This window comes from Deinococcus sp. Arct2-2, assembly GCF_004801315.1.
Taxonomy (GTDB): Bacteria; Deinococcota; Deinococci; order Deinococcales; family Deinococcaceae; genus Deinococcus.
Window position 1 is genome coordinate 1 of record NZ_SSNW01000052.1, and the last position, 25,158, is coordinate 25,158.

19 protein-coding genes are annotated in these 25,158 nt (G+C 62.8%); 15 read left to right on the plus strand and 4 right to left on the minus strand.

What is annotated here, in order from left to right; translation table 11 throughout:
- Nucleotides 1-170: 170 nt before the first annotated feature.
- Together E7T06_RS17795 and E7T06_RS17800 are read right to left on the minus strand one after the other, a co-directional pair.
- Nucleotides 171-2,900: an SMC family ATPase gene (locus tag E7T06_RS17795; protein ID WP_136367108.1), complete on the minus strand. Its 2,730-nt coding sequence runs from the start codon at nt 2,898-2,900 to the stop codon at nt 171-173.
- Nucleotides 2,897-4,075, minus strand: a complete 1,179-nt coding sequence (locus E7T06_RS17800) for an exonuclease SbcCD subunit D (RefSeq protein WP_168733623.1) — start codon at nt 4,073-4,075, stop codon at nt 2,897-2,899. The genes E7T06_RS17795 and E7T06_RS17800 overlap by 4 nt, the downstream gene beginning before the upstream one ends.
- 299 nt (nt 4,076-4,374) lie before the next feature.
- On the opposite strand from E7T06_RS17800, the gene E7T06_RS17805 reads away from it, so the two are divergent.
- From E7T06_RS17805 to E7T06_RS17845, 9 genes are all read left to right on the plus strand, one after another.
- A complete protein-coding gene (locus tag E7T06_RS17805; RefSeq protein WP_136367109.1) occupies nt 4,375-4,710 on the plus strand; it encodes a hypothetical protein in 336 nt (111 codons plus the stop codon).
- Nucleotides 4,710-5,795, plus strand: a complete 1,086-nt coding sequence (locus E7T06_RS17810) for a DUF6745 domain-containing protein (protein WP_136367110.1) — start codon at nt 4,710-4,712, stop codon at nt 5,793-5,795. Before E7T06_RS17805 ends, E7T06_RS17810 begins: the two co-directional genes overlap by 1 nt.
- A gap of 398 nt (nt 5,796-6,193) precedes the next feature.
- A complete protein-coding gene (locus tag E7T06_RS17815; RefSeq protein WP_136367111.1) occupies nt 6,194-8,056 on the plus strand; it encodes a VWA domain-containing protein in 1,863 nt (620 codons plus the stop codon).
- A gap of 460 nt (nt 8,057-8,516) precedes the next feature.
- Nucleotides 8,517-10,643 (plus strand): ATP-dependent RecD-like DNA helicase, encoded by a 2,127-nt coding sequence (locus E7T06_RS17820; protein WP_136367112.1) that lies wholly within the window; start codon nt 8,517-8,519, stop codon nt 10,641-10,643.
- Between the two features lie 138 nt (nt 10,644-10,781).
- A complete protein-coding gene (locus E7T06_RS17825) occupies nt 10,782-12,902 on the plus strand; it encodes a DUF4900 domain-containing protein (RefSeq protein ID WP_136367113.1) in 2,121 nt (706 codons plus the stop codon).
- Entirely contained in the window at nt 12,899-13,360 is a 462-nt protein-coding gene (locus E7T06_RS17830; RefSeq protein WP_136367114.1) for a prepilin-type N-terminal cleavage/methylation domain-containing protein, read from the plus strand. Before E7T06_RS17825 ends, E7T06_RS17830 begins: the two co-directional genes overlap by 4 nt.
- A complete protein-coding gene (locus E7T06_RS17835; protein WP_136367115.1) occupies nt 13,344-13,799 on the plus strand; it encodes a prepilin-type N-terminal cleavage/methylation domain-containing protein in 456 nt (151 codons plus the stop codon). Before E7T06_RS17830 ends, E7T06_RS17835 begins: the two co-directional genes overlap by 17 nt.
- Nucleotides 13,796-14,677, plus strand: coding sequence for a hypothetical protein (locus E7T06_RS17840; protein ID WP_136367116.1), 882 nt, complete (start codon nt 13,796-13,798; stop codon nt 14,675-14,677). Before E7T06_RS17835 ends, E7T06_RS17840 begins: the two co-directional genes overlap by 4 nt.
- A 133-nt stretch (nt 14,678-14,810) precedes the next feature.
- Complete coding sequence (locus E7T06_RS17845) at nt 14,811-16,499, plus strand: CTP synthase (RefSeq protein ID WP_168733624.1); 1,689 nt, start codon at nt 14,811-14,813, stop codon at nt 16,497-16,499.
- 24 nt (nt 16,500-16,523) lie between these two features.
- Here the strand turns inward: E7T06_RS17845 and coaE are convergent, their stop codons facing one another.
- Nucleotides 16,524-17,222 carry a dephospho-CoA kinase gene (gene coaE / locus E7T06_RS17850; protein ID WP_136367117.1) on the minus strand — a complete coding sequence of 233 codons (699 nt, stop codon included), beginning with the start codon at nt 17,220-17,222 and terminating at the stop codon, nt 16,524-16,526.
- 333 nt (nt 17,223-17,555) lie between these two features.
- On the opposite strand from coaE, the gene E7T06_RS17855 reads away from it, so the two are divergent.
- Nucleotides 17,556-18,788, plus strand: a complete 1,233-nt coding sequence (locus tag E7T06_RS17855; protein WP_136367118.1) for a tetratricopeptide repeat protein — start codon at nt 17,556-17,558, stop codon at nt 18,786-18,788.
- A 241-nt stretch (nt 18,789-19,029) separates the two neighbouring features.
- Here the strand turns inward: E7T06_RS17855 and E7T06_RS17860 are convergent, their stop codons facing one another.
- Nucleotides 19,030-19,542 (minus strand): MarR family transcriptional regulator, encoded by a 513-nt coding sequence (locus tag E7T06_RS17860; RefSeq protein ID WP_136367119.1) that lies wholly within the window; start codon nt 19,540-19,542, stop codon nt 19,030-19,032.
- A 182-nt stretch (nt 19,543-19,724) separates the two neighbouring features.
- Between E7T06_RS17860 and pucL the strand changes: the two genes are divergently transcribed.
- From pucL to sodA, 5 genes are all read left to right on the plus strand, one after another.
- A complete protein-coding gene (gene pucL, locus E7T06_RS17865) occupies nt 19,725-21,119 on the plus strand; it encodes a factor-independent urate hydroxylase (RefSeq protein WP_136367120.1) in 1,395 nt (464 codons plus the stop codon).
- The gene (gene uraH / locus E7T06_RS17870; protein ID WP_136367121.1) at nt 21,116-21,490 is read left to right on the plus strand and encodes a hydroxyisourate hydrolase; all 375 of its coding nucleotides are present in this window, start codon (nt 21,116-21,118) and stop codon (nt 21,488-21,490) included. Before pucL ends, uraH begins: the two co-directional genes overlap by 4 nt.
- A gap of 379 nt (nt 21,491-21,869) precedes the next feature.
- Entirely contained in the window at nt 21,870-23,435 is a 1,566-nt protein-coding gene (gene aceB, locus E7T06_RS17875) for a malate synthase A (protein ID WP_136367122.1), read from the plus strand.
- A gap of 8 nt (nt 23,436-23,443) precedes the next feature.
- Entirely contained in the window at nt 23,444-24,232 is a 789-nt protein-coding gene (locus E7T06_RS17880) for an IclR family transcriptional regulator (RefSeq protein WP_136367123.1), read from the plus strand.
- 234 nt (nt 24,233-24,466) lie between these two features.
- On the plus strand, nt 24,467-25,090 hold the full coding sequence (sodA, locus tag E7T06_RS17885; RefSeq protein ID WP_136367124.1) for a superoxide dismutase [Mn]: 624 nt from the start codon (nt 24,467-24,469) through the stop codon (nt 25,088-25,090).
- Nucleotides 25,091-25,158 lie beyond the last annotated feature (68 nt).

Genomic DNA, 25,158 nt, shown 5'->3' on the forward strand with positions numbered 1-25,158 from the left:
CCCACGAAGTACACTCGACTCATCAGAGTGGTGCGCTAGCAACTTGAACTCGCCAGATTCATTATCACAGCTCTCCACAGTCGGTGAAGAAGGGTAAGAGAAGAGATAGAAACGAAAGACAGACGCCTTGAGTTGCATTCAAGGCCTCTGTCTTTTCCCACTGACAGTTCCTAAAACCGTTGCACGCTGCTCCCCGCCACACTTTTGGTCACCAGCAGGCGGCTGGGCAGGCGCTCCGACAGGCTTTCGACGTGCGTGACCACGCCCACCATGCGGCCTTGCGTTCTGAGGTTTTCCAACGCGCCTGCCACAGCTTCCAGCGCCTGCGGGTCAAGCGTGCCAAAGCCTTCGTCTAGGAACAACGCGCCCAGAATCTTGTTGCCTGCCAAGTAGTCGCTGAGGGCAATGGCGAGGCTCAGGCTGGCAAGGAACGTTTCGCCGCCCGACAGGGTTTTCACACCTCTGGCTTCTCCGGCGTTCCAGAGGTCTTGCACCACATATTCACCGTCGGCCAGCGCGAGGCGGTAGCGTCCGTCGCTGATGGAATGCAGCAGCACGCCCGCCCGGGTCAGCAGTTGGGCTTCCACTTCGGCCAGCAAAAATTGCTGAAATTCATCGGCCCGCAGGCTGTTGGTCAGGGTCTTCCAAGTGTCGTGCTGAGCGGCTAAGAGCGCGGCGCGGCCTTCTATTTCGGCCTTGCGTGCTAAGCGTTCTTTGGCGGTGCGCTCCTGCTCGCGCAGTTGTCCGGCCAGTTCGCGGGCCGTGGTTAGGGCGGCGTCGGTGGCGGTCAGGTCGCGGGTTACTTGCCCCAGTTCCGCCGGATCGAAGGGAGCCACGCCCAATTGCCGTTCCAACTCCTTCAGGTTCTCGGTGAGCTGAGACACCTGCGCGGTGTGCGTGCGTGCGGCCTCTTCCAGCGCGGCAATATCGGGTTCGGGGAGGGCAGCGGCGCGGGCTTGGGCGGCGTCCAGCCCCAGCACGGTCAGGGCAGAGTTGAGGGCGGCCTGAGCTTCCTGCATCTCACGGGCGCGGGTGGCGGCGGCGGCCTGTGCGCCCTGCAAGGTGGCCTGCGCTCCGGCGGCGTCGCTGGCGGCACGGGCTAGGGCAGCGGCAGCGTCCTGCACCCGCTTGCGAATGGCGGCCACACCGTCCAGCGCCTGCTTGCGCAGTTTGGCCGGGTCTGCCCCCGCTTCCCGCACCCGCGCGGCCAGTCCTGCCAGCAGGCGCAACGCATCGGTATGAGGATCGCCCGTGATGTGGCTTTCCAACTCGCGCAAGTCCAGTTCGCGCTGCCCGATCTGCGCTTCCCAGTCCCTCAGCGCGTCAGTGCGGGCGTCCACCGATTTCCGCAGCGTCGCCAGTTCCAGCCCGATTTCCTTGTAGCGCAGGCGGCGGCCTTCCAAGTTGGTTTTCAGCGCCGACGCTTCCTGCTCCAGCTTGCCCAAATCCAGATTGGAGGCGGGCGGGACGTGTTCCACCTGTTGCAGGCACAGCGGGCAAGGCTCGCCCGCATGCAGATGGGTGCGGTAGGCGGCAGCCCCGGCCTCTATCTGAGCAGTTTTCAAGGCAGCGTCGGCGCGTTCAGAGGCAGTCTTAGCCTCCTGCCCCTCGCGCTTGACCCGTTCCTGTTCGTCGGCCAGTGCCTTCAGTTGCGCGGTTTCACTGCTCTGACGCTCCCGGTCTGCGTGCAAGGCGGCTTTCTGAGCCTCTATTTGTACCCGCTCCCCCTTCAGCTTGTCCAGCTTCTGGGACGATTCGCGGGCGGCGTGGTGGGCGTCCTCATCCCAAGGCAGGGGCGCGGGGTGCGTGGTTTGAACAGTTCCCCCAGCGCGGCGCAGGCGGGCGGCGTCGTTTTCGGCTTCGCGCAGGGCTTCGGCGCGGGCTTCCAGCTCTGGAATCGTCGTTTCGGCCTTCTGCGCGGCGTCTAGCGTGGTCTGTGCAGTGTGGACGGCGTGGGCCACCACCTCCGCCTGACTCGCGGCGCGGGCAAAGGTAGCGGCCTCGCGTTCATGGGCAATGCGGGCGCGTCCGGCGGCGTCCAGTAGCGGCTCTACGCCTGCCACACGCCGCGCCTGCGCTGCCCGCTGTGCACCGTCCAGCATGCTGCCGGTGCGGGCCTGCAAGGTGGTCAGGCGGCGGCGGCTGTCCTCGCGGGCTAACCAGACGCGCTCGGTGTCGCGCAGGCGGGTTTGTCTGGCCCGCAAGGTCTCCAGCGTGTCGGTCAGGCGTTCGGCCTCGGCGCTCAGGCGTTCGCGCTCGGTGTGCAGGGCGGCCACCGCTTCAGCCGTCACGCCCCCGTACTCGTTCGCCAGCACCTTTTGGTCACTGTCGGCGCGGTATTTCAGTTCTTTGGCCTGATCCGACGCCACCTTTTGCATGGCCTGCACATGATCCAGTCCGGTCAGTTCTCCCAGCAACATCTGGCGTTCCTTACCGTTGCCGTGCAGCAGGCGGGCAAATTCGCCTTGCGGCAACATCACGCTGCGAGCAAAGGTTTTAAAATCCAGCCCCACCGCTCGCCGAATCCGCTCGTTGATGCCTTTGGTGCCGCCGTCGTTCAGGCCCGTCCAGCGCCCGTCCTCGTCCTGGCGCTCCAGCCTCACGTCGTTTTCGGCCTGTTTGCGGCCCTTGGTGCGGGCGGCGCGGTACACCTGTCCGCCCACTTCAAAGGTCAGGCTCACGCTCAGGCCGCGCTCTCCCTGAGAAATCAGGGCGTCCAGTCCACTGGCTCCCAACCGCGCTGTAGAGCCGTAAAGGGCGAAGGTCATGGCGTCCAGCAGGCTGGATTTGCCGCTCCCCGTTGGCCCCACCAGTGCGAACAATTCCAGATCGTCAAAGTTCAGTTCGGTGAATTGGCGGAAGGCCGTAAAACCTTGCAACTCCAAGTGAATGGGTCTCACGCTTCTACCTCAATCCGCGCCCGGTCATCGGCGTCCTTGAAGGCGGCCCGCAAATCGTCGGGCAACTCGCCGCGTTTTTCTTGCCAATACCGCTCATACAGTTCGGTCAGGCTCAGGCCTTCGCGCTTCAGTTCGGGCAGGGCCAAATCTTCCTGCGCGGCGTCTAGGTCTACGGCCAGTGCATTGGGGGCCAACCTCAGCACGCGGTCTTTCAGCCCCGGCAAGGTGGTTCCGGCGGGCGCTCTCACCACCACTTTCAGCAGACCGGTGAACCCTTTCAGGGCTTCTAGGCGGGATTCCACTTGATCTACATCCACGCGCAAGGTGCGTAGCTCTCGCCCACTCGCCAGCGGCAGGGCATGCACGCGGGCGGGGCGTCCGGCCTCTACCTCCACCAGATTCACCTGTTTTTTCTCGCCGCCTTCGCCAAAGTCCAGTTGAATGATGCTGCCGGGATAGCAGGCCAGCGGCGCGTCAGACACTTGCTGGGGCTTGTGCACGTGCCCCAGCGCCACATATTGCGCCCCCGGCGGCAATTGCAGGCCCGACAGCGTGTAGCTGTTGGTGAGGTCAAACTGCATGCTGCGCTCGCTGCCGCTGGGTTTCGCGCCGTCCATCGTGGCGTGGGCCATCAGCATGTTCACACTGTCGCCCCGGAAGCCCTCGCCCAAGCGCCGCAAAAAAAACCCCATGCCCTCGCGGTATTTCTGCCGCCACGCGCCCACGTCGCCGCCCATCAGGTCAGCGGCCTTCACCAGCCTTCGCTCGGACAGATAGGGGAGAGCGCCTACCGTCAATTTCTCGCCGTTCTTCAGTTCCAGCGTGCGAACCATGCCCGCCGGGTTGCTGGTGGGCTGCGCCACCACCTGAATGCCCACCCAGCCCAACAGCCCCGTCACCGAATCCAGCCGCGCCGCGCTGTCGTGGTTGCCCGCAATGACTATTCCGGGAATGCCCGCGTCGCGCAGTTGCAAAAAGAAGTCGAACACGGCGGCTTCGGCATCGGCAGACGGGTTGGCCGTATCGAACAGGTCGCCTGCCACCAGCACGGCGTTGGCGCGTTCTGTGCGGGCGAGGGCGGCAATCTCAGTCAGAGCCTCGTGAATCTCCGGCGTGCGGTCAAAACCCCGCAAGTTCCGTCCTGCGTGGAAATCCGCCGTGTGTAGTACGCGCATAGCGGAAAAAATAGCACGGGGCAGCCTGAGAACAGAGTGGATGTGGGCGGGAGCGAGTTCGTGTAAACCCCCCGGTCTGCTTCGCATACGGCCCCCCTTAAGGGGAGCGCAACAACTGTTGTCCTCCCCTCTAAGGGGGGGCGTTGCGCCAGCAACGGGGGGGTTCACCCAGAAACTTGGCTTTTACCACCCACATTTGACAGATCCACTCCAAAAGATTATGCTGGCAGCGTAATAGAAGTCTCGCTTACGCTTCCAATTTTCGCCGCTCTGCACACCAATTTTCGGAGGATTCCCCTATGCCTGCCCCCCTGTACCGCCACGGAGACGTTTTGTTGCAAGCCGCCCAAGCCCCCAGCCTGCCTCTGCGCCAGCAGCCGCATCTGACGTTGGCTTACGGCGAGGTCACAGGCCACAGCCACCGGATTGCAGAAGCAGGCGCGGCGCAGTTGTACGCGATAGGAGCGCAGCGCACAGGAGATGATGTGGCCGCCGATCAATATCTGCACGTGACCGCCACTCATGCCACCCTGACGCATGAGGAACACGGCCCGATTCGCTTGCCTACTGGTTGGTACCGGGTGTGGCAGCAGCGCGAATACACCCCCGGTAGCGTCCGCACGGTGCTGGACTGATGTTCCGAGTGCAGAGCGGCGGGCGGTTCATCGCTAAGCCCCAGAGGACGGAGCGGGAGCCTGAAGCCTCGGCTGTTGCGCCCGCGAAGGCTTCCGCCGCTTTGCCCCAGACTCCGCCCCCTATTTCTACTCTGGATACGCCCCCGAGTGGGCCGCGTGTTCCGGTGCGCTACACCAGCCTGCCGCCTGTGTTTCCTGCGTCTGCCGCTGCCGCCCCCCCAACCGTCACCCCTGAACAGGCCCGCGAACTGCTGAGGCGGGGGCCTGTGCCTGCCGCCCTCAGCGTGTCCGGCCCCCTTAACCTCAGTGGTGCGGCGTGGCTGCGTGGCCTACCCGAGTGGTTGCGCTGCACGGTACTGACGGTGGACGACTGCCCCAATCTGTCGGCCCTGCCCACCGACTTGCACGCCGAACGGCTGAGCGCCCGCCGCACGCCTGCCCTACACGAAATTGAGGGCCGCCTGAGCATCCGCGACAGCGTAAATTTGAACGGCAGCGGCGTGCGCGTTATCCGCGCCGACTTGCGGGCCACCCGCCTGAGCCTCGCCGGATGCCGTGATCTGCACGAGTTGGGCGGCAGTCTCAGCGTGGCGCACCTCGATCTCAGCGGGTGCGCGGCGCTCACGGCCCTTCATCCTGACGCCCACATCACCCAAACGCTGGAATTGGCGGGCAGCGGCCTGACCTCATTGCCCCCCAGCATCCGCGCGGGCCTGCGCTGGAGCGGCGTTCCGGTGGATCCCCGCTTTGCTTTTGCCCCCGACACCCTGACGGGCCACGAAGTCCTGAATACCCGCAACGCCCAACGCCGCCGCGTGCTGCTAGACCGCATCGGCTTAGACCGCTTCCTGCAAGACGTGGGCGGCCTGATCCTGCACCGTGACCGTGATGCAGGCGGCGAACGCCAGTTGGTACACGTGCCCTTCGACAACGATGAGCCGTTGGTGGCGGTGTTGGTGCGCTGCCCCAGCACAGGCGGACGCTATGCCCTGCGTGTGCCGCCGCATATCCGCACCTGTGCGGCGGCGGTGGCGTGGACGGCGGGGCTGGAACCGGGGGAGTATCAGCCTGTGCGGGAAGCGTAGGAAAGGCGTCTAAGGGTCAAGGGTCTGAGGGTCTAAGAAGGGCGTTTATTTCATTTGTAGAGATTCTGGTTGCCGGGTGGCCCCCTCACCCGTTGCTTCGCAACGCCCTCTCCCACAAGGGGCGAGGGAAATCAAAACCCCAGCTTCCTGCTCTTGTTTTCCCCTCTACCCGTGTGGGAGAGGGGCGCTGAGCATCAGCGGGGTGAGGGGGCGTCCGAGCGGCGAACCCGCCCCACCCCCTCAGCACCTTAGACCTCCCCCCAACCCCAACAAAACCTAAACCCCTTCCCGCACCCAGCAGGGCTATTCCGCGCCCCGCTGTCTCCCGCACTGCTCTAAATTGTTCCTCAAGCCACCCTTCATACTCCAAGTCCTAGACCCCATTCCCAGAGGTAGCCATGACCCAAAATCCCGATGCCATGCAGGTTTCCTATTCGTTCGGCCAGTCGCACCTGATAGAAGGCAACGCCGCGCCCACCGATCTGCTGGTGCGGTTGCGCCTGCCCCAAACGCAGGCGGCGCGGCGGCCTCTGAACTTGGCATTGGTGATAGACCGCAGCGGCAGCATGGGCGGCAGTCTGCTGAAGCACGCCATTCGCGCCGCGCAGAACGTGGTAGACGGGCTGGATGCGGGCGACACCCTGAGTGTGGTGACCTACGACGACGCCGTGCAAACGCTGATCGCGCCCACCCGCGTAACCGACAAGGACGCGCTGAAGGCCAAGATCGCCAGCATTCGGGCAGGCGGCCTGACCAACCTGTCGGGCGGATGGCTGCGGGGCGTGGAACTCGTGGCGGCGCAGGCGGGGCCGCAAGTGGTCAGCCGCGTGCTGCTGCTCACCGATGGACAGGCCAACGTAGGCGTCCAAAACACCAATATTTTGACCAAAACTGCGGCACAGAAGGCCGAAGCGGGCGTCACCACCACCACCCTCGGCTTCGGCAGCGGCTTCAATGAAGATCTCCTGATCGGCATGGCCCGCGCGGCTGGCGGCAATTTCTACTTCATCCAGTCCGCCGACGACGCCACCGACGTGTTCGGCATAGAACTGCAAACGCTGAAAGCGGTGGCCGCCCAAAACCTGACGGTCACGCTCACGCCTGCGCCGGGGGTCACGGTGGCCGACGTGCTGAGCCTGTACAAGCCCGGCTCCGATCCCCTCACCTTCGATCTGGGCGACATGTACGAAGACGAAGACAAGTTGCTGGGCCTCACGCTGAATTTGCCCGCGCTGGGCGGCGGCTCACACGGCTTGCTGGGCCTGACTTTCCGGGCCGATGCTGTGCGTGACGGAGCCATTCAGAGCCTCAGCGGGGCCGTGCAGATAGAAGCGTTGGCCGCGCCGCTGGGGGCCGATTTCACCTCTGACATCAGTGTGACGTTGGATCTGGCCCGCCTGAGAATTGCCCGTGCCAAAGAACGCGCCGTAGAACTGGCCGACAACAGCAAGGCTGAAGAGGCCGAAGCCGTGCTGCGCGGCCTCATCCGCGATCTCAATTCGGCGGGCCTGCAAGAACACTTCGAGATTGCCGAAGAGTTGGAACAGTTGGAACACTACGCGGGCCGCATCGCCTCGCGCCGCTTCGACAACGACAGCCGCAAGGAACTGCGTGACCAGTCGTTTCAGGGCTTGGGCCGGGGCCGCGCCGATTTGCAGGGGCGCGGCGTCACGGTGGATACGGCGGTGTTGGCCCTCCCGGTGGTGGACGATGCGGCGGGCGGCGTAGAACTGCTGTGCGTGCGCGATGGCGGGCGTTTGCGTGTGAAAGTCGTCTCGGACGGCTTCGATTCGGGCATGAACGTACAGTTTCCGCGTGCGCTGCGGGCCGATGGAGCGCGGTACGTGGTGGGCGGCCTCGACACCAGCGTCGACGGTTCTTTTTACCGCGTGACCGGAGAGATTCGCCGCGTGGTACGCCCCGGCGAAAGCGATCCGCTTCAGGGCATCAGCATCGGCGGGGGTGGGCAGACGCGCAGCCGCAGCGCCAGCAGTGGTGTGACCAAAGCCGCCAAAACCGCCGCCGATCTGGAAGTCACCGATACGTCTACCGGCGGGATTTTGGTGCAGTGTGTGAAGGAAGGCAGCAAATTGCGTGCCCGTGTGGTGCAGGACGGCTACGAACCCGACTGGAACATGCGCTTTCCCCGCAGCATTCGGGAAGACGGGTTGCTGTACGTGGTAGACGAAGTGAACACCGCGCCGGACGGCAAATCGTATATCGCGTCGGGGGAAATTCGGCGGTTGGTACAGTCGAATTGAGGGTGGGAGGGGCTGAGGAAGGGCATTCGCTGGCGCTCACTCACCCCCTCCCAACCTCCCCCCTCAAGGGTGAGGAGCTAAACCAAGCTTTTTGCCTTTGGTGTTCGCCCTCGCCCCTTGTGGGAGAGGGGCGCTGCAAAGCAGAGGGGGCCACCGGGCAAGCGTCCCTGTCCACTCCCACCCCCCAAATAAGCGGTCAGCCAAGCACGCGCTGACCGCCTTCTTCTGCGCTGCCAAACTTCTGCGCTGCCGAACCTCTTCAACCGAAAACTCTCCACGCCTTGCCCATCCACAGGAGTTCCCCCATGCTTTCCCACTTCCTTCCCAGCAAGACCCACAGTCATTCCGCTGGGGGCGTATTCTGGGAGCCTATGTTTGATGCACCCGCCTTTCTGAATTTGGTTGCAATCCGGCGTGTGCAGCGTCACATGAGTTTGCCTCACCTCAGCTTGGGCCAGCCATGACCCACGCCCTCGAAACCGTGCGGGTCACGGGCAGTGTCAACCGGGTGCGGTTCCGTTCCGACACGGGCTTTACGGTTATGACGGCCACCATTCGCAATCCTGACGGCGAAGACCCGGAAGCCACCGTGATCGGCGTGATGGCCCCGCTGGAGGCCGGAGACACCTTCAGTGCCGAAGTGGTCATGGAAGAACACCGCGAGTACGGCTACCAGTACCGCGTGCTGAACATGGTGCTGGAGGCCACGCCCGCCGATCTGACCGAAGCGGGCATCGCGGCGTATCTGGAAGCCCGCGTGGGCGGCGTGGGCAAAGTGCTGGCCGCCCGGATTGCCCGCATGTTTGGCCCCGCCACCTTCGATATTCTGGAAAGCGATCCGCAAAAGCTGCTGCAAGTGCCGGGCGTGTCCCCAAGCACGTTGCACAAAATGGTCTCCAGTTGGTCTCAACAGGGGCTGGAGCGGCGGCTGTTGGCGGGCTTGCAGGGCCTTGGCCTCAGCATTTCGCAGGCGCAGCGGGCCGTCAAGCATTTTGGAGAGGCCGCCCTAGAGCGCCTGACCACCGACCTGTACGCCCTGACCGAAGTCGAAGGCATCGGCTTTCTGACCGCCGATAAGCTGGCGACGGCACTCGGCATGCCGCACGACGACGCCCGCCGCCTCACTGCCGCAGCCGTGTACGCGTTGCAGCAAGCCGCGCAGCAGGGCGGGCACTCCTACTTGCCGCGCATCCGGGCCGAGCGGGGCGTGGCGCATTACACCCGCGTTTCGGCAGCGCAGGCCAGCGTTGCTGTGGATACCGCTGTGGAATTGGGCCGACTGTCCGACGACACGCCGCCCCTGCTTAAAGGGCAGGAAGATGATGCAGACAAGAGCCGCATTTATCTGCCCCACGTGTTGCGGGCTGAAAAGAAACTGGCGAGCCTGATTCGCACGCTGCTGGCGACTCCCCCCGCCGACGACTGGATGGTGCCCGCCGGAGCCGACAAGGGCCTCAGCGAAGATCAGGCCAGCGTGCTGCACCTCTTGGAAGAACAACGCTTGGTGGTGCTGACAGGTGGCCCCGGCACCGGCAAAAGCACCACCACCCGCGCCGTCGCGGATTTGGCCGAAAAACTCGGCCTAGAAGTGGGACTCTGTGCGCCTACCGGGAAGGCTGCCCGCCGTCTGGGGGAGGTCACGGGCCGCAGCGCCAGCACCATTCACCGCCTATTGGGCTTCGGGCCGCAGGGCTTCAGGCATAACCACTTGGAACCCGCGCCCTACGATCTGCTTATTGTCGATGAGGTCAGTATGTGCGGCGACGCGCTGATGCTGTCGCTGCTGGCCGCCGTGCCGCCCGGAGCGCGGGTGCTGCTGGTGGGCGACACCGATCAGTTGCCGCCCGTAGACGCGGGGTTGCCCCTGCTGACGCTGGCAAACGTGGCTCCCACCGTGCGACTTAGCACCGTGTACCGTCAGGCTGCCGAAAACCCGATTATTCGCGCTGCACACGGCCTACTGCACGGCCAAGCGCCCGAATGGGGCGACCCCCGCCTGAATCTGACTCTCACCGACACCGATGGAGGTGCCCGCCGCGTGGCCCTGATGGTGCGCGAATTGGGCGGCCCCGGTCAGGTGCAAGTGCTGACGCCCATGCGGAAAGGGCCGCTAGGCGTGGATATGTTGAATCAGCAACTCCAGAGCCTCTTCAACCCCGGCGAGGGCGGGATTCGCATTGCTGAGGGCGAAGCGAGGCCCGGAGACATGGTGGTGCAGACCAAAAACGACTACACCAACGAGGTTTTCAACGGCACGGTGGGCACGGCCCTCAAAGCCGAGGGGGGCCGCCTGACCGTGGATTTTGACGGCAACATCGTGGAACTGGCGGGCGCGGAACTGTTTAATCTGCAACTGGGCTACGCCCTCACGGTTCACCGGGCGCAGGGCAGCGAGTGGCACACGGTCTTGGGCGTGCTGCACGAGGCGCATATGCCCATGCTCAGCCGCAATCTGGTCTATACGGCCCTCACCCGCGCCCGCGAGCGATTCTATGCAGCGGGTACGGCGTCGGCGTGGCAAAAAGCGGCGACCCGGCAGCGCGAAGAACGGTATACGGCCCTACTGGAACGGGTCAAAGCCAAGTAACAGCCTCGTTCAATCCTCGCCTCTTTCCTTAAAAATCAAGCATCGTATAATCTACCCAGTCATCTATGGTGTGAATTTGTCTATCTTCCCCCATGAAGGGGTGAGATTTTATACATTTTTCATTTATACTGGTCAGGTATGCAGAATTCCGTCCGAACCCAAGGTGCGGCCCTGATGGTGTCGCTCCTGATGGTCATGCTGGTGCTGGCATCGATCATGGCGGTCACGGCGCAAATTACGCTGTCTGCACGGCGCTCCAGCGCAGATCAGCAAGAACTGTTGCGTGCCCGCTACGCCGCCGAGTCTGGGGTGGCGCGGGTGCAGTCCCAACTGTCCACCGTCTCCGACCTGCTCAACCGTTCGGTCATCGATCCGACTGTCCTGAACAGCACCCTAGAAACCCAGATGGCGGGCGTCTGCGGCGTGTCTACCTTGCCTGTCTTCTTGTCTTCACAAGAACTCTGCAAATTCGCGGCCAGCCAGAGGATGCAGTCCGGATCCACTTCGGGCCGGATCGCCTTTTTCGTGAATGCGGTGCCTCAAAAAGTCTTCCAGTCGCTCGGCATTCCGGCAGCCGACCCCAACTTGCGAACTCAATTTTGGGCCGATATGTTTTCGGGCGATCAGGGCAAACTGTATACCGCAGGTCAGGCCGCCGGGACTGCGGAAGGCAGCTACAGCGCCCGCTTCGGCCTGCGCTTCGTGCGGGTAGAGCGCGTCATGGAAAACGCTTACCGGGTGTACTTCGCCGTGCCGGATCTTCAAGTTCAGGGCAACGCGGGCGAAACCGTCCAGACCATGCAGGTGCGGGCCGAATCGCCCGAATATTTCATGCTGGTTTCTCGCCTGCCGTTTTCGCTTTACCAACTGTTCGTCAACCATCAGTTCAGCAGCCCAGCAGATGAGGTGGCGGGCAACCGAATCATGTCCGGGGACAACCTGATGTTCAGCGGCCCGGTGCATACCAACCAAAATTTTCAGTTCAGTGGCCGTCCTTGGTTTGGCGGCGGCGTCAGTTCGGCGGGTTGCCCACAAAACGGGATAGGGCTGGTGGGCGGGCTGGCAGGCTGCACGGTTCAGCCCACTTACGGCGCGTATTTCGGGGCTGCCAACCCGCAGTTTGTGACCCAAACTGAACTCGGCTCCAGCAAGGCTCCGCTGATCTGTCCGGGCCTCACCGACGCTGCGGCCTGCGCCACCGATCCGGGCCGCAATGCCCCTACCTTCGGGGGCGGAGCCACTTGGAACGACAACTTCGTGCAGTTGCCTACTGGGGCCACCGAACAGCAGATCGCGGCGGCAGCGTCCGGCCTGTTGCTGGGGGGCCACGTCAGCGAACTGCAATTGGGTCAGGTCAACGTGGGCGGAACGTCTATGCAGCGCGTGACCTATACCCTGAATGGAGTCACTACCCAATTGGCTTACGGCCCCGACAAGAAGCTGATGATTCTGGATGCCAATCAGGTGTGGCAGCCTACCCTACGCGTCACGAGCATTAATAGCTTGACTGGCATGGAGAGCACCGCCCTTGTACCCAATCCCGGCGGCGCTCCGGCCTTATTCAACGGCGTCATTGCCGTACTGGGCAACGTGCAAAACCTGAATGGGGGGCCAGGAGCCAACGCCACACCCCACGCACCCAGCGTGGCTGAACACGCCGCCCTGACGGTGGCCGCCACCGGAGACATCGCCATTACCAGCAACCTGACCTACGCCAGTCCGCCGTGTAGCGGCGAGCATACGCGGGATGCAGGCGGCACTGTCACGCCAGCGTCTTGCACCAATCTCGCCAGCAAAAACCTGCTGGGAATCGTTTCATCGGGCGGACACATAGAACTGGTCAACCCGGCATCTTGCCCCGCTGGTGCGGGAACTTGTGCGGCCCTCCCTGCCAATGCCAGCATTCACGCCGTGCTGATGGCGAGTCAAGGCTCGGTGCGGGTACGCGGTGCGGCTCAAACTCTGGGCGCACCGTTCGCTCTCGGCGATATTCATCTGCTGGGAGGCCTGATCGAAAACTATTACGGCGCGTTCGGCAGTGCCGACGGAGGCGTTTACGGTCGCAATCTCGTCTACGATCCCCGCATGAATGAAGACATCGCGCCGCCTTCGTTCCCCGTTCAGCGGGTTTGGACGATTGGCCTGAGAACCACCAAAACGGTCAACGGTCAGTCGGTCAGCGTGAATGTAGACCGCTTGCGCCTGCGGGGTGACGTGGTCAGCGTGAGTTCTACCGCTGCTATCGGCAGTCTGCCGTGAGGGGCCGCCTCACGAGTGGCTTCACCTTGCTGGAATTGTTGGTCGTCATGACCATCATCGGCATCGTGGCGGGCGTGCTGGGATTCAGTTTGCTGAACAACTTGCGTCGCACTCAACTGCAATCCGCCGCCGCGCAACTCTCTGCCGACCTGAGACTGACCCGCACCAACGCCCAAAAAACTGGCTTGATGAGCGCCGTGACGGTGGTGGCGGGCGGCACTACCTACACGGCCCAAACGCGTCCCACACAGGCCCAAACCCGCTCGCTTGAGAACGGGATCACGCTGGTTCCGGACAGCAGCAGCCTTACTACCGTGAAGTACTACCCTCCCTTCGGCACGCTGGCTACCACCGGCACACTTTGGGAACTCCGCAGCCCTACCACATGGATTCCCTCCGTATTTCTGAAAGTCGTCGGCGTCACCGGCAAGGTCATGATCAGTGCGGCGCGGGACTGACCTCGGTGGGCCTCACGCTGGCCCCCACCGTCAAGCCGGATTTACCATTATCGAGGTGTTGGTCAGTATTACACTGCTCAGCATCATTATTTTGGTGATTCTGACGCCACTGACCGGGCTGTTTGGCCTGACACAACGTAGCGACCAACAAGTGACGGCCACTCAAGCGGCGCAGCGTACTTTGGAAAGCATTCGCGGCGACTGGCTCAGTGCCGAGCGGTACGGCAAACTCTGTCTGACTAAGGCGCTCCCTACCATGACCCCGCCCCTTCAGGTGCAACTTGAAGATTTGGATCAGACGGGGAAGGTGATGGGAACCTCTACCCTCCGGAGCCAGTGTGACGGGGCCGCCGACAGCCCGCCCATGCGCCGCGTGCGGGTGTCGGTACAGGTGGGCAAGGCGAGTTCGACCCTGAGTGTGGATGTGGCCCGCCCATGAATCGGGCCTCCCAAGTGGCGCGGCGCACCGGGGGTCTTACCCTGATCGAATTGCTGATCGGCCTGTCGCTGGCCCTGATTGTCCTCACCGCAGCCTTCAGCGTGTTTATCTCATCGTCTCAAGCTGCGTCCGAGATTCAGACCCGCAACGACCTGCGCTCCGAGCTGCAAATCGCCCAAAACTATCTGGCCGCACAGGTGCGTGAGGCGGTATATGTGTTTCCCAAAGGGACGGCGCTGCAACTGGGCACCGGCACCGGCTACACCACCAAACGCCCCAGCGCGGGTGCATGGCGCGTGGGCGACGACGCGGCTCCCATACTGGCTTTCATCAAGCCGCCCGCAGATGTGACCGTCTCGTGTGCGTCCGACGATAATGGTTGCTATACGTTCTATGCCTACTACCCCGTCTTACGATCTTGGTGGGTCAGCAAAGCCGGTGGCGCGAACAATCCCGGCCAAGACGCCCAGAATCAAGATCGGTGGTTGCTCGTGGAATTTCGGGCCAATTTCGTGCCGCCCTCCACTCTGAACCCAGCAGATGCAAAGGCGTTCCGACCTTCCCTGTCGGCCATCAATTCGGCTTCGCCCTACAATCCGCCGAGTGCGGGGCAGTCGGGCCGCTTGCTGCTGGATTATGTGCGGCCCCCTGCGCTGGCTCCGGCAGGAGCGCCCGCCTTATTCATGCAGCAGGACGCCCCCGCCCCGTCGACTCTACAAACCCCCGGCTCGGTGTCGGTCTCGGTAAATCTGGCCGTGTCGCGGCAAATTCGGGGCAAAGTGCTGCAAGTGCCGGGGCAAAATGCCGCCACGCCGCCTGCCGAAACGGTGCAGACCATCACGGTGTTTCCGCGTAACCTAGGCAGCTTGGCCCCGTAAGAGTTGTGGGCCTTACCCCACCGCGCCGGGCGTGCTAACCTGAAATCCCGGAGGCCAAGCGCCCCGGTTTTTTGTTGGTTCGTTTCTATTGGCCCCCGGTTTCCGGTTGGTGGGGGCGGCGCTTGGAGAGTAGATGCGATACATATTTGTGACGGGCGGCGTAGTCAGCAGTTTGGGCAAAGGCGTAGCCAGCGCCTCGCTTGGGGCGTTGTTGCGGGCACGCGGCTACAAAGTCACGGCAGTCAAAATTGACCCTTACATCAACATTGACGCGGGCACCATGCGCCCCTACGAACACGGCGAAGTCTTCGTCACCGCCAGCGGCGCAGAAACCGATCTGGACATCGGTAACTACGAACGCTTCCTCGACCTCGATATTCCGGTGGGCAGCAACATCACCACCGGGCAGGTGTACCTAGAGGTCATCCGCCGGGAGCGGGCCGGAGATTACCTGTCCCAGACGGTGCAGGTCATTCCGCACGTCACCGACGAGATCAAGCGCCGGATTAGGGCAGCGGGCGAAAATGCAGGGGCAGAAATCGTGCTGATCGAAGTGGGCGGCACGGTGGGCGACATAGAAAGTCTGCCGTTCTTGGAAGCCATTCGCCAGTTCCGTTTCGACGAGGGCGACGACAAAGTTCTGTATCTGCACCTCACGCTGGTGCCTTACCTCGGTACGTCCAACGAATTTAAGACCAAGCCCACCCAGCACAGCGTGGCGACCCTGCGGAGCGTGGGCATCAGCCCCGATATCGTGATGGTTCGCAGCAAAGAAAAACTGCCGTCCGACATCACCCGCAAAATTGCGTTGTTTACCAGCGTCCGTGAAAACCGGGTGTTCTCCAGTTATGACGTGAGCCACGTGTACGAAGTGCCGCTGGCCCTAGAAGAACAGGGCTTGGGCAAGGCGGTAGAAGACCTGTTGGGGCTAGAGCGCACGCACCCTAATTTGGGCGTGTGGCAAAACGCCGTCCGCGTCATTAAGCACCCCCAGCGCGAAGTCACGATTGCCATCGCGGGCAAGTACACCGCCATGCCCGACGCTTACCTGAGCATGCTGGAGTCGCTCACACACGCCGGAATTGCCAACGACTCCCGCGTCAACATCAAGTGGATCAATGCCGAGGAACTGCGTGAGGGCGATCTAGAAGAGCAGTTGGGAGACGCAGACGGCATTTTGGTTCCCGGCGGCTTCGGCATTCGCGGCATCGAGGGCAAGATTCGCGCCGCCGAATACGCCCGAACGCGTGGCGTGCCCTACTTGGGCATCTGCCTCGGCATGCAAATTGCCGTGATCGAGTACGCCCGCCATGTGGCCGGAATCAAGGGCGCGAATTCGGGCGAATTTGACGAATACGCGCCCCACAAGGTCATCGACCTGATGCCGGAACAGTTGGAAATGGACGGCATGGGCGGCACCATGCGCCTCGGAGACTGGCCCATGCAACTCAAGGCGGGCAGCACCATTGCCGCGCTGTACGGCATTCCGCAGGGCGGCACGGTGCGCGAACGCCACCGCCACCGCTTCGAGGTGAATCCGGCGTACACGGCGCAGCTTCAGGCAGCGGGCCTAGACATCAGCGGCGTGACTCCGGGCGTGTCGGGGCGCGGCGCGGGCCTTGTGGAAAGCATCGAGATTCCCGGCCACCCCTTCTTTGTGGCCCTGCAAGCCCATCCCGAATTCAAGAGCCGTCCGATGCGCCCCAGCCCGCCGTTCGCCGGGTTCGTGGCCGCAGCGTTGGCAGGCAAAGCGGGTGGGCACCTCAAACCGAGTCCGGTGGAGGCTCAGGCGGAAGCGGCGCAGGACACTGCCGAAGCGTAACCGCAGCTTGAAGGGGGGCGGCTTTCAGCTTCGGCTGGAGCCGCCTTCTTCTGTGCCTATTCCCTCTGTGCCTGCTGCGGCGAATTGCTGCGGTTGAACCGGAATGCCCAAGTGCTTGAGCGCCGCATCTATCTGCGGTTCGAGTTCATCTAATCCACCACTATTCTCGATCACAAAGCTGGCTTTGCGGCGCTTTTCCTCAGCGGGCGTTTGGCGGGCGTCGCGGGCAAGCACTTCTTCGCGGGTCAACTGGCTGCGGGCCATCACGCGGGCAATCCGCAGTTCCAGCGGCGCGTCCACTACCAGCACGGCGTCCATACCCACTTTTAAGCCGCCTTCGAACAGCAGCGGTACGTCCTGCACCAGCCAGCGTTCGCCGCGCAAGGTGGCTTCCAGTTCCAGCGCCGTCATACGCGCCCGCACCCGTGGATGCACGATGCCGTTCAGAACCGCGAGGCGGGCAGGATCGGCAAAAGCCACCGCTCCCAGCGCGGCCCGGTCAAGGACGCCGCCCACCACCGTGCCCGGAAAAGCCTGCTCGATTTTTGCCAACGTTTCCGGCTCTCTGGTGACCACGTGGGCCTGTGCGTCGGCGTCCAGCACGGTCAGACCACGCGCCCGCAAGAGGTCGGCCACCGTGCTTTTGCCCGCGCCGATGCTTCCGGTCAGTCCCAAGCGGCGGGGGGCAGGGGCGGAGAGAGTTGGGGGCGGCGGGGTGGACATGGCCTTATTAAAAAGCATTGCGGGTAGCAAATGGCGCGGCGCAGGCCTGCAACGACTCCCCCCCGGAGCCTGTCTATTTGGACAAGGCCCCGCATCAAAGAGGGTCAGATGGGCGTCACACACGGCGTAGAGACTGCGGACATGGGGGCGACGAGTAGGCAAAGAAAACAGGAATGTTGGCCTACCGACGCGCTCTCACCGGTGTTTCACCCGGTCTACTGCCGCGATTCGCTATCTTTTGTGCAGTATCATGCCCCAGCATCCCAGCCCAGATCGGGACTTTTTGCCGCGCCTTGCCGCGTAGGCCGCAAGCCAGATCACGGAGGTTTTTGAGTGAAACGACGTACCCTCGGCCTGCTCCTCGCGGCGGCCTTCATCAACGGCGCAGCCGCGCAGACGCCGCCGACGGCTCCTGTTCCTGCTCAACCTACTCCTGCTCAACCCGTGGCCCCGGTCACGGCTCCTGCGGCTCCGGCCACTACCCCTGTCCCGGCGACTCCAGCCGCCACTCCAGTTCGTCCTGTCCGTCCACCTGTCGCCAATTACGTGGCGTTGGGCGTGTTCTATTATCAGCAAGGCAAATTTGACGAAGCTTATGTGGCCTTCCGTGCCGCCAGCGAAATAGAGCCGAACAACAGTGAAGCCCTGCTGGGCTTAGGGCGTTCTCAGGTCAAGCTGCGGCTTTATGCGCCTGCCCTAGACACCTTGCGCCGCCTGACGAATGCCGACAAAGGCAACGTGAGCGGCTATATCGCTTTGGCTCAGGCCTACCAGCAGCAATTTATCGGAGCCAGTGACCGCGCCACCGTCACAGGCAATCTGGCCGAAGCACTCAAGGTGCTGACCGACGCCGAAACCGTGACCAACACCCTGACTGGCCCAGACAAAAACTTGAATCTGAGCAAGGTATGGAATGAGCGCGGCTACGTGTTCAAGTTGCAGGGCGACGGCGGTAAGGCCATCGACGCCTTTAAACAGGCCAGCAGCCTCAATCCCGAAAACGACGTGATTTTGTTCAACTTGGGCGATATGTACTACGCCACGGGCAACCTTACGCAGGCGCTCGACAGCTTGCAGCAGGCCGTGATCGCCAACCCACGCGATTCTTACAACCGCGCCTACTACGCCAAGTTACTGGCTTTGAGCGGCAACACCACCGCCGCCAAACCCGAAGCGGCGCAGGCGGCCCGCCTCTCGCCCACCAACGCCTATGCGGTGGGGCAGTACGGCGTCGTCAGCTACCTCTCCAAAGACAGCGCCACCGCCCGCTTGCAACTCAATCAGGCCGTCAAAATCGATCCTCTGCGTTACCCGGAGTTTTACTACTACTTGGGCCGCCTCGACCTAGACGGTGCCGATTTGCGCTCGGCCCGCGCCAACCTGACCCGCGCCGCCGCACTGGGCAGCACCACGCCCGAATACGCCTATTACCTCGGCCTCAGCTACGAGCGCGGAGCAGGGAGCGTGGCCCCAGACCGCATCAAGGCCCGCGAAAACTACGAACGCGCCCTGAAACTCAGCCCCAGCTACAAGCTGGCGCAAGAAGCCTTAGCCCGCGTGAAGTAGCAGAGTTTTAGTTCAAAATCGCTAGGAGAAAGCCCGCCCCTGATTTGGGAGGCGGGCTTTTTTGGTTGGGAAAGGGCAATCGCGTTGCTCACTCACCCCCTCCCGGCCTCCCCCCTCAAGGGGGAGGAGCTAACAGCCCAAGCTTTTGCCCCCGCCCCTTGTGTGAGAGGGGCGCTGCGTAGCAGCGGGGCAATTCAGCAACCGAACCCGCTCCAGTCCCTTATACCCTCCGCCGCCCCAGCTACTCTTCGGCACTTTCCACATGCGCCAGCAACTTGTGCGCCAGCCGCTCCAACTCTGCCCGTTCTTCCGGCGTCAACACGTCCAGCACGGCGGCTTCGTGCTGCACATGACGGGGCAACAGCGTATCCACGAGTTCGCGGCCCGCGTTGGTCAGGCGAATGCGGGCGCTGCGACGGTCTGTCTCGCTGCCCCGGCGCTCTACCAGCCCCTTGTCTATTAGGCGCGATACCCGGTTGGTAATGCTGGCCCCCGTGATGGCGCTCAGGTTGCTGAGTTCGGTGGGTGTGAGGCCCGCGTCGGGGGCGCTGCGGCGCAGGGTCAGCAGCAAATCCCAGCCCGATGGATTGATGTCGGTGGGGGTATAGGTCTGCTCTACATGCCGTCCCAGCGCACCTTGCAAACGGGCCAGCAGCAAAAAAGTCAACATCGGGCTGGGGTCTATGTCCGGTTTTTCCCGGTGCCAGTCGGTACGAATCCGTTCGAGCAAATGCTGGGTCTTGGTGGGGGTCATAGGCGCACCGAGAGCTTAACACGCCCCATTTGGCCGCCGACAAGGGGGAGAGCGCGGCCAGCCGTCCAAGCAGCCCGGATTCCCTTGACGCCCGCCTGTGCCATCCTTACCATGAAGTCAACCCAGATCGTTAGGCGTCAAAGTAAATTTCATCTCTTTCCCAACTGCGCCCGGAGGCTCTCTTGACTCGCCCAAATCCAGCACCACCTCTGACCCTGACCGAAATCAACGCCCTGAGTGAGCAGCCTTTTGCTGCTGCCTTTGCCGGGGTGCTGGAGCATTCGCCGCACTATGCCCGCCACGCCGCACAGCAGCGCCCCTTTGCCGATGCCGAGGCGATTGCTGCCGCTTTTGCCGCCGCCGTGCAACAGGACTCGCCGGAAGCGCAAGTGGCCCTGATCCGCGCCCACCCGGATTTGGCGGGCAAAGCCGCGCTGGCCGGAGAATTGACCTTGGAAAGCGCCAACGAGCAGGCCTCGGCCGGACTAGACCGTCTGACGCCCGACGAATACGCCGAGTTTCACCGCCTGAATGCGGCCTACCACGAGCAATTCGGCTTGCCCTACGTGGTCTGCGTGCGTGAAAATACCAAAGCCAGCATTTTTGAGGGCGCACGCCGCCGCCTGAGCAACACGCCGGAACAGGAACGCGCCGCTGCCCTGCACGAGATTGGCCGGATTGCTCGCCTGCGGGTGCTGGATTTGGTGCAAAGTGGAACCATGACGCCTACCAAAGTCAAGGTGAAGTTGGGAGCCAACAACTACGGCAAGGCCGATGTGCGGCTCTTCAAAGTCTTCCGCGATGCGCCGCGCCACGAGATTAAAGACGTATGGGTGCGCGTGGCGATGGAAGGTGATTTTGACGCCGCCCATGTGTCGGGCGACAATACCGATTTGCTTGCCACCGATACGGTGCGCAACACGATTTATGGCCTCGCCGTGGACGGATTCACGGGCAGCGTGGAAGACTACGGCAAGACTCTGATCCGTCATTTCGTGTCTCAGGGGCCAAAAGTGGCGCGGGCGACGGCCTATTTCACCGAGCATCAGTGGCAGAGATTGACCGTAGATGGGAAAGAGCATGACCATTCCTTCGTGCGGCAGATGCCCAAGCACACCGCTGTCGTGGAAGGCGACGGGCAGACATTTACCGTAACCAGCGGCATTGACGAACTGTACGTGCTGAAAACCACCCAGAGCGGCTGGGAAGGCTACCTGATGGAGCAGTTCACCACGCTGCCCGAAACCAATGACCGGATTCTGGCGACAGTGGTGACCGCCAAGTGGGAATATGCCGTGCCAGACTGCGATTACGATGCCGTGTGGGGGCGTGTGTACCAGACCATTCTGGACACCTTCACCGATCATTATTCGCCCAGTGTGCAAAACACGTTGTACCGCATGGGCGAGGCTATTTTGACGCTGTGTCCCGAAATCAGCCGGGTGCATTTCTCGTTTCCCAACCGCCACCACATCCGCTACAACACCGAGCGGCACGGTATTCAGAACCCCAACACGGTGTTTCATGCCGACGCGGAACCCTACGGCCAAATCGAGGGCTGGGTGGAGCGGGCATGAGCGCGGGCATCAGCGTAGGCGCGGGCCTGAGTACCCATGTGCTGGATACGGCGCGGGGGCGTCCAGCGGCGGGCATTTCCATCCAGTTGCACGCGGTGGAGGAGGGTGGGCAGCGCCGACTCCTAAACACCGCCATGACCAACCAAGACGGACGCACCGACGCGCCCCTGATCGAACGCGGCACGCTCACCATCGGCACTTATGAACTGACTTTTCATGTCGCCGCCTACTTCGAAGGCTTGGCCGGAGTATCCCAGCCGCCATTTTTGGATGTGGTGGCGCTGCGGTTTACGGTGGCCGACACTGCCGCGCATTACCACGTTCCGCTGCTGGTCTCGCCTTGGTCTTACAGCACTTATCGGGGGAGCTAGGGGCCGTCTGAAGGGTAATCGCTGGCGCTCACTCACCCCCTCTGCTAGCGCAGCTCTACGAGTCCCAGCCCTCCCCCTCAAGGGTGAGGGAGCAAAACATTGCTCTCTGCACTTGCTATTTGCCCTCGCCCCTTGTGGGAGAGGGGCGCTCCGCAGGAGCGGGGTGAGGGGGCCACGAGCAGCCATAGCCGCCCAACGAAATGAATATTCGATTTTCTTACCAAAGGCTGGAGCCACCAAGCTTCAGCCTTTCTCTTGCTGTCCCCCGCCCAGTGTCGCCCGACACGGCAGAGGAGAGGCCGCCAAGTTGTTAGAATGAATTTGAAAAACATATTTCATCAGGTGAAATTTAGCCGCTCATCACCCGGAGGTTGCCCCTATGTCCGATGCTCTGCCCGCTGGTTTGACCCTCTCCACACCCATTACGCCTGACCAAGCGGGCGTGCTGAGGCCGGAAGCTTTGGCTTTCGTGGCCGACTTGCACCGCCGATTCAATCCGCGCCGTCTGGAACTGTTGGCGGCCCGTGAAGCGCGGCAACTGCGGCTGGATGCGGGCGAGAAGCCGGACTTCCTGCCCGAAACGGCCCATATTCGCGCCGGAGAGTGGAAGGTTGTGGCTCCCAAAGCCGATCTGAATGACCGCCGGGTGGAAATCACTGGCCCGGTAGACCGCAAAATGATCATCAACGCACTCAACAGCGGCGCGAAGGTGTTTATGGCCGATTTCGAGGATGCCTCCAGCCCCAGTTGGGCCAACATGGTGGCGGGCCAGCAAAACCTAGCCGACGCGGTGCGGCGCACGATTACGCTGGAGCAGGGCGGCAAAAGCTACCGCCTGAACGAACAAACGGCCACGTTGCTGGTGCGGCCACGCGGCTGGCATCTGCCCGAAAAGCATGTGATGGTAGACGGTGAAATCGTCAGCGGCAGCCTGTTTGACTTTGGGTTGTATTTCTTTCACAACGCCGCCGAATTGCTGAGCCGGGGCAGCGGGCCGTATTTCTATCTGCCCAAGATGGAATCGCACTTGGAGGCCCGTCTCTGGAACGATGTGTTCAACCACGCCGAAGACACGGTGGGGGTGCCGCGCAGCAGTATTCGCGCCACCTGCCTGATCGAAACGATTTTGGCGGCCTTCGAGATGGACGAGATTCTGTACGAGTTGCGCGAGCATTCGGCGGGCCTGAATTGCGGGCGCTGGGACTACATTTTCAGCATCATCAAGAAGTTCCGTGAAGACCCGGCGATGCTGTTGCCGGGCCGCGCCCAAGTGACGATGGAAGCTCACATGATGCGCTCTTACAGCCGCCTCGCCATTCAGACCTGCCACAAGCGCGGCGCACACGCCATTGGCGGCATGAGCGCGTTTATTCCGGTCAAGAACGATGAGGCCGCCAACGCCCGCGCCTTCGATCAGGTGCGGCGCGACAAGCAGCGCGAGGCGGGCGATGGCCACGATGGAACGTGGGTGGCGCACCCCGGCATGGTGGCCCTTGCCCACGAGGTGTTTGACGAACTGATGCCCACGCCCAACCAGATCGAATCGGGCAAACAGGCCGATTTCGTGGTCACAGCCGCCGATTTGTTGCAAGTGCCAGAGGGCGACATCAGCGAGGACGGCCTGCGCGTGAACATCAACGTGGCGCTGCAATATCTGCGGGCGTGGCTGCGCGGGGCGGGCGCGGTGCCCATTCACAACCTGATGGAAGACGCCGCCACCGCCGAAATTTCGCGGGCGCAAATCTGGCAATGGCTGAGACATGGGGCCACGCTGTCGGGCGGCGGGCAGGTGACCGAAGCGTTGGTAGAGCGCCTGCTGAACGAGGAACTGGACGCTCTGGGCCGCGAAGAACACGCACAGGCCGCCGCCCTGTTTCATGAAGTCGCCACCGTGCGCCCGCTGGTGGATTTCCTGACGCTCAGCGGCTACCGGGAGCTGGCCTGACCACCGATATGACTGGCCCTGCCCGCCGTCCGGGGCGCACTCGCACGGGCGATACCGAACCCGTTCGCACGCTGGAACGCGGCCTGACCGTGTTGCGGGCGTTGGGGCAACATGGCCCCCTCACGCTGGGCGACGCGGCGCGGCACGCGGGCCTGAATGCCAGCACCGCGTACCGCTTGCTGCACACGTTGCAGGCGCAGGGATTCGCGCAGGAATCGGCGGGCCAGTGGCGGGTGGGCGTGCAGGCGTTCGCCACCGGGCAGGCGTACTTGGGCGCGGGCGGACTGATTCCGGCAGCGCGGCCTGAAATGCAAGCCGTGGTGGCGGAACTGGGTGAAACCGTGAACTTGGCCGTCCTGCAAGCGCCCGACGTGGTGTATGTCCATCAAGAAGAAGGGCGCGGGCTGATGCGGATGTTTACCCAAATCGGGGCGCGGGTGCCGCTGCATTGCACAGGCGCGGGCAAGGCTCTGTTGGCATGGCAACCCGCCGAAGAAGTAAGCCGCGCCGTAGCCGACATGTCGTTTCAAGCCTTTACGCCGCACACCCTGACCACGCCCGCCGCCTACCTGACCGAGTTGGAAGAAGTGCGGCGTACCGGGTACGCCCTAGACAACGAAGAACGGGAATTGGGCGTGCGCTGCGTGGCCGTGCCTGTATTGGACGGTGGGGGGCAGACGGTTGCCGCGCTGAGTTTGTCGGCCCCGTCCAGCCGCCTACCCGATGCCCGCGTTCCTGAACTGGCCGCCCGCTTACAACGCGCCAGCGAGGGCATCCGCAAAGCGTTGGTGACGTAGGCTGTGGGTTGTAGGCGGTACAGGGGGTGCGTTGGGTTGATCTGCGTTCCGAGCACGGAGAGGTTTTGAGAATTCCACTTCCCCACTACGTGAGAGTTTTCTTAAAACACCCCTTAGTGTCTGCCTCCTGCCCGCCGCACATCAGGCCCGCGTAAGATAGAAGGCCAATGCCAGACCATCCCCGCACCGTGCGGGCGGTGTGACCTTCTGGCCCCACGAAAGGAGCACGTTGACATGGCCTATTCCCTCCCCACCCTGCCTTACGCCTACGACGCCCTCGAACCCCATATTGATGGCCGCACGATGGAAATCCATCACACCAAGCACCATCAGGCCTACATCGACAACGCGAACAAGGCGCTGGACGGCACCGAATTCGCAGACCTGCCCGTAGAAGAACTGATTACCAAGCTGGATCAGGTACCCGCCGACAAGAAGAATGTTCTCCGCAATAACGCGGGCGGTCACGCCAATCACAGCCTGTTCTGGACGGTGTTGGGCGCGGGCGGCACAGGTCAGCCCACCCCCGAAGTCGAGCAGGCCATCAACGACGCGTTCGGTTCCTTCGACGCTTTCAAGGAAAAGTTTGAAGACGCCGCCAAGACCCGCTTCGGCAGTGGTTGGGCGTGGCTGGTTGTGCAGGGCGGCAAATTGGCCGTCGTGTCCACTGCCAACCAAGACAGCCCCCTGATGGGCGAGGCCGTTGCGGGCGTCAGCGGCACGCCGATTTTGGGTGTGGACGTGTGGGAACACGCCTATTACCTCAACTACCAGAACAAGCGCCCCGATTACCTGAAGGCTTTCTGGAACGCCGTGAACTGGGACGAAGTGGCCCGCCGTTACGCTGCCGCTCAGTAATAAACCCTAACGACAATAAACTCTAACGAAACAGCCGCCCCGTCAATTGGGCGGCTTTTCCGATGTGC

What these genes read in the sequence shown, in the direction of transcription:
- E7T06_RS17800 (WP_168733623.1), bottom strand. Translation starts at nt 4,075, where the DNA reads ATGCGCGTACTACACACGGCGGATTTCCACGCAGGACGGAACTTGCGG.
- E7T06_RS17805 (WP_136367109.1), top strand. Translation starts at nt 4,375, where the DNA reads ATGCCTGCCCCCCTGTACCGCCACGGAGACGTTTTGTTGCAAGCCGCC.
- E7T06_RS17810 (WP_136367110.1), top strand. Translation starts at nt 4,710, where the DNA reads ATGTTCCGAGTGCAGAGCGGCGGGCGGTTCATCGCTAAGCCCCAGAGG.
- E7T06_RS17815 (WP_136367111.1), top strand. Translation starts at nt 6,194, where the DNA reads ATGACCCAAAATCCCGATGCCATGCAGGTTTCCTATTCGTTCGGCCAG.
- E7T06_RS17820 (WP_136367112.1), top strand. Translation starts at nt 8,517, where the DNA reads ATGACCCACGCCCTCGAAACCGTGCGGGTCACGGGCAGTGTCAACCGG.
- E7T06_RS17825 (WP_136367113.1), top strand. Translation starts at nt 10,782, where the DNA reads ATGCAGAATTCCGTCCGAACCCAAGGTGCGGCCCTGATGGTGTCGCTC.
- E7T06_RS17840 (WP_136367116.1), top strand. Translation starts at nt 13,796, where the DNA reads ATGAATCGGGCCTCCCAAGTGGCGCGGCGCACCGGGGGTCTTACCCTG.
- E7T06_RS17845 (WP_168733624.1), top strand. Translation starts at nt 14,811, where the DNA reads ATGCGATACATATTTGTGACGGGCGGCGTAGTCAGCAGTTTGGGCAAA.
- coaE (WP_136367117.1), bottom strand. Translation starts at nt 17,222, where the DNA reads ATGTCCACCCCGCCGCCCCCAACTCTCTCCGCCCCTGCCCCCCGCCGC.
- E7T06_RS17860 (WP_136367119.1), bottom strand. Translation starts at nt 19,542, where the DNA reads ATGACCCCCACCAAGACCCAGCATTTGCTCGAACGGATTCGTACCGAC.
- uraH (WP_136367121.1), top strand. Translation starts at nt 21,116, where the DNA reads ATGAGCGCGGGCATCAGCGTAGGCGCGGGCCTGAGTACCCATGTGCTG.
- aceB (WP_136367122.1), top strand. Translation starts at nt 21,870, where the DNA reads ATGTCCGATGCTCTGCCCGCTGGTTTGACCCTCTCCACACCCATTACG.
- E7T06_RS17880 (WP_136367123.1), top strand. Translation starts at nt 23,444, where the DNA reads ATGACTGGCCCTGCCCGCCGTCCGGGGCGCACTCGCACGGGCGATACC.
- sodA (WP_136367124.1), top strand. Translation starts at nt 24,467, where the DNA reads ATGGCCTATTCCCTCCCCACCCTGCCTTACGCCTACGACGCCCTCGAA.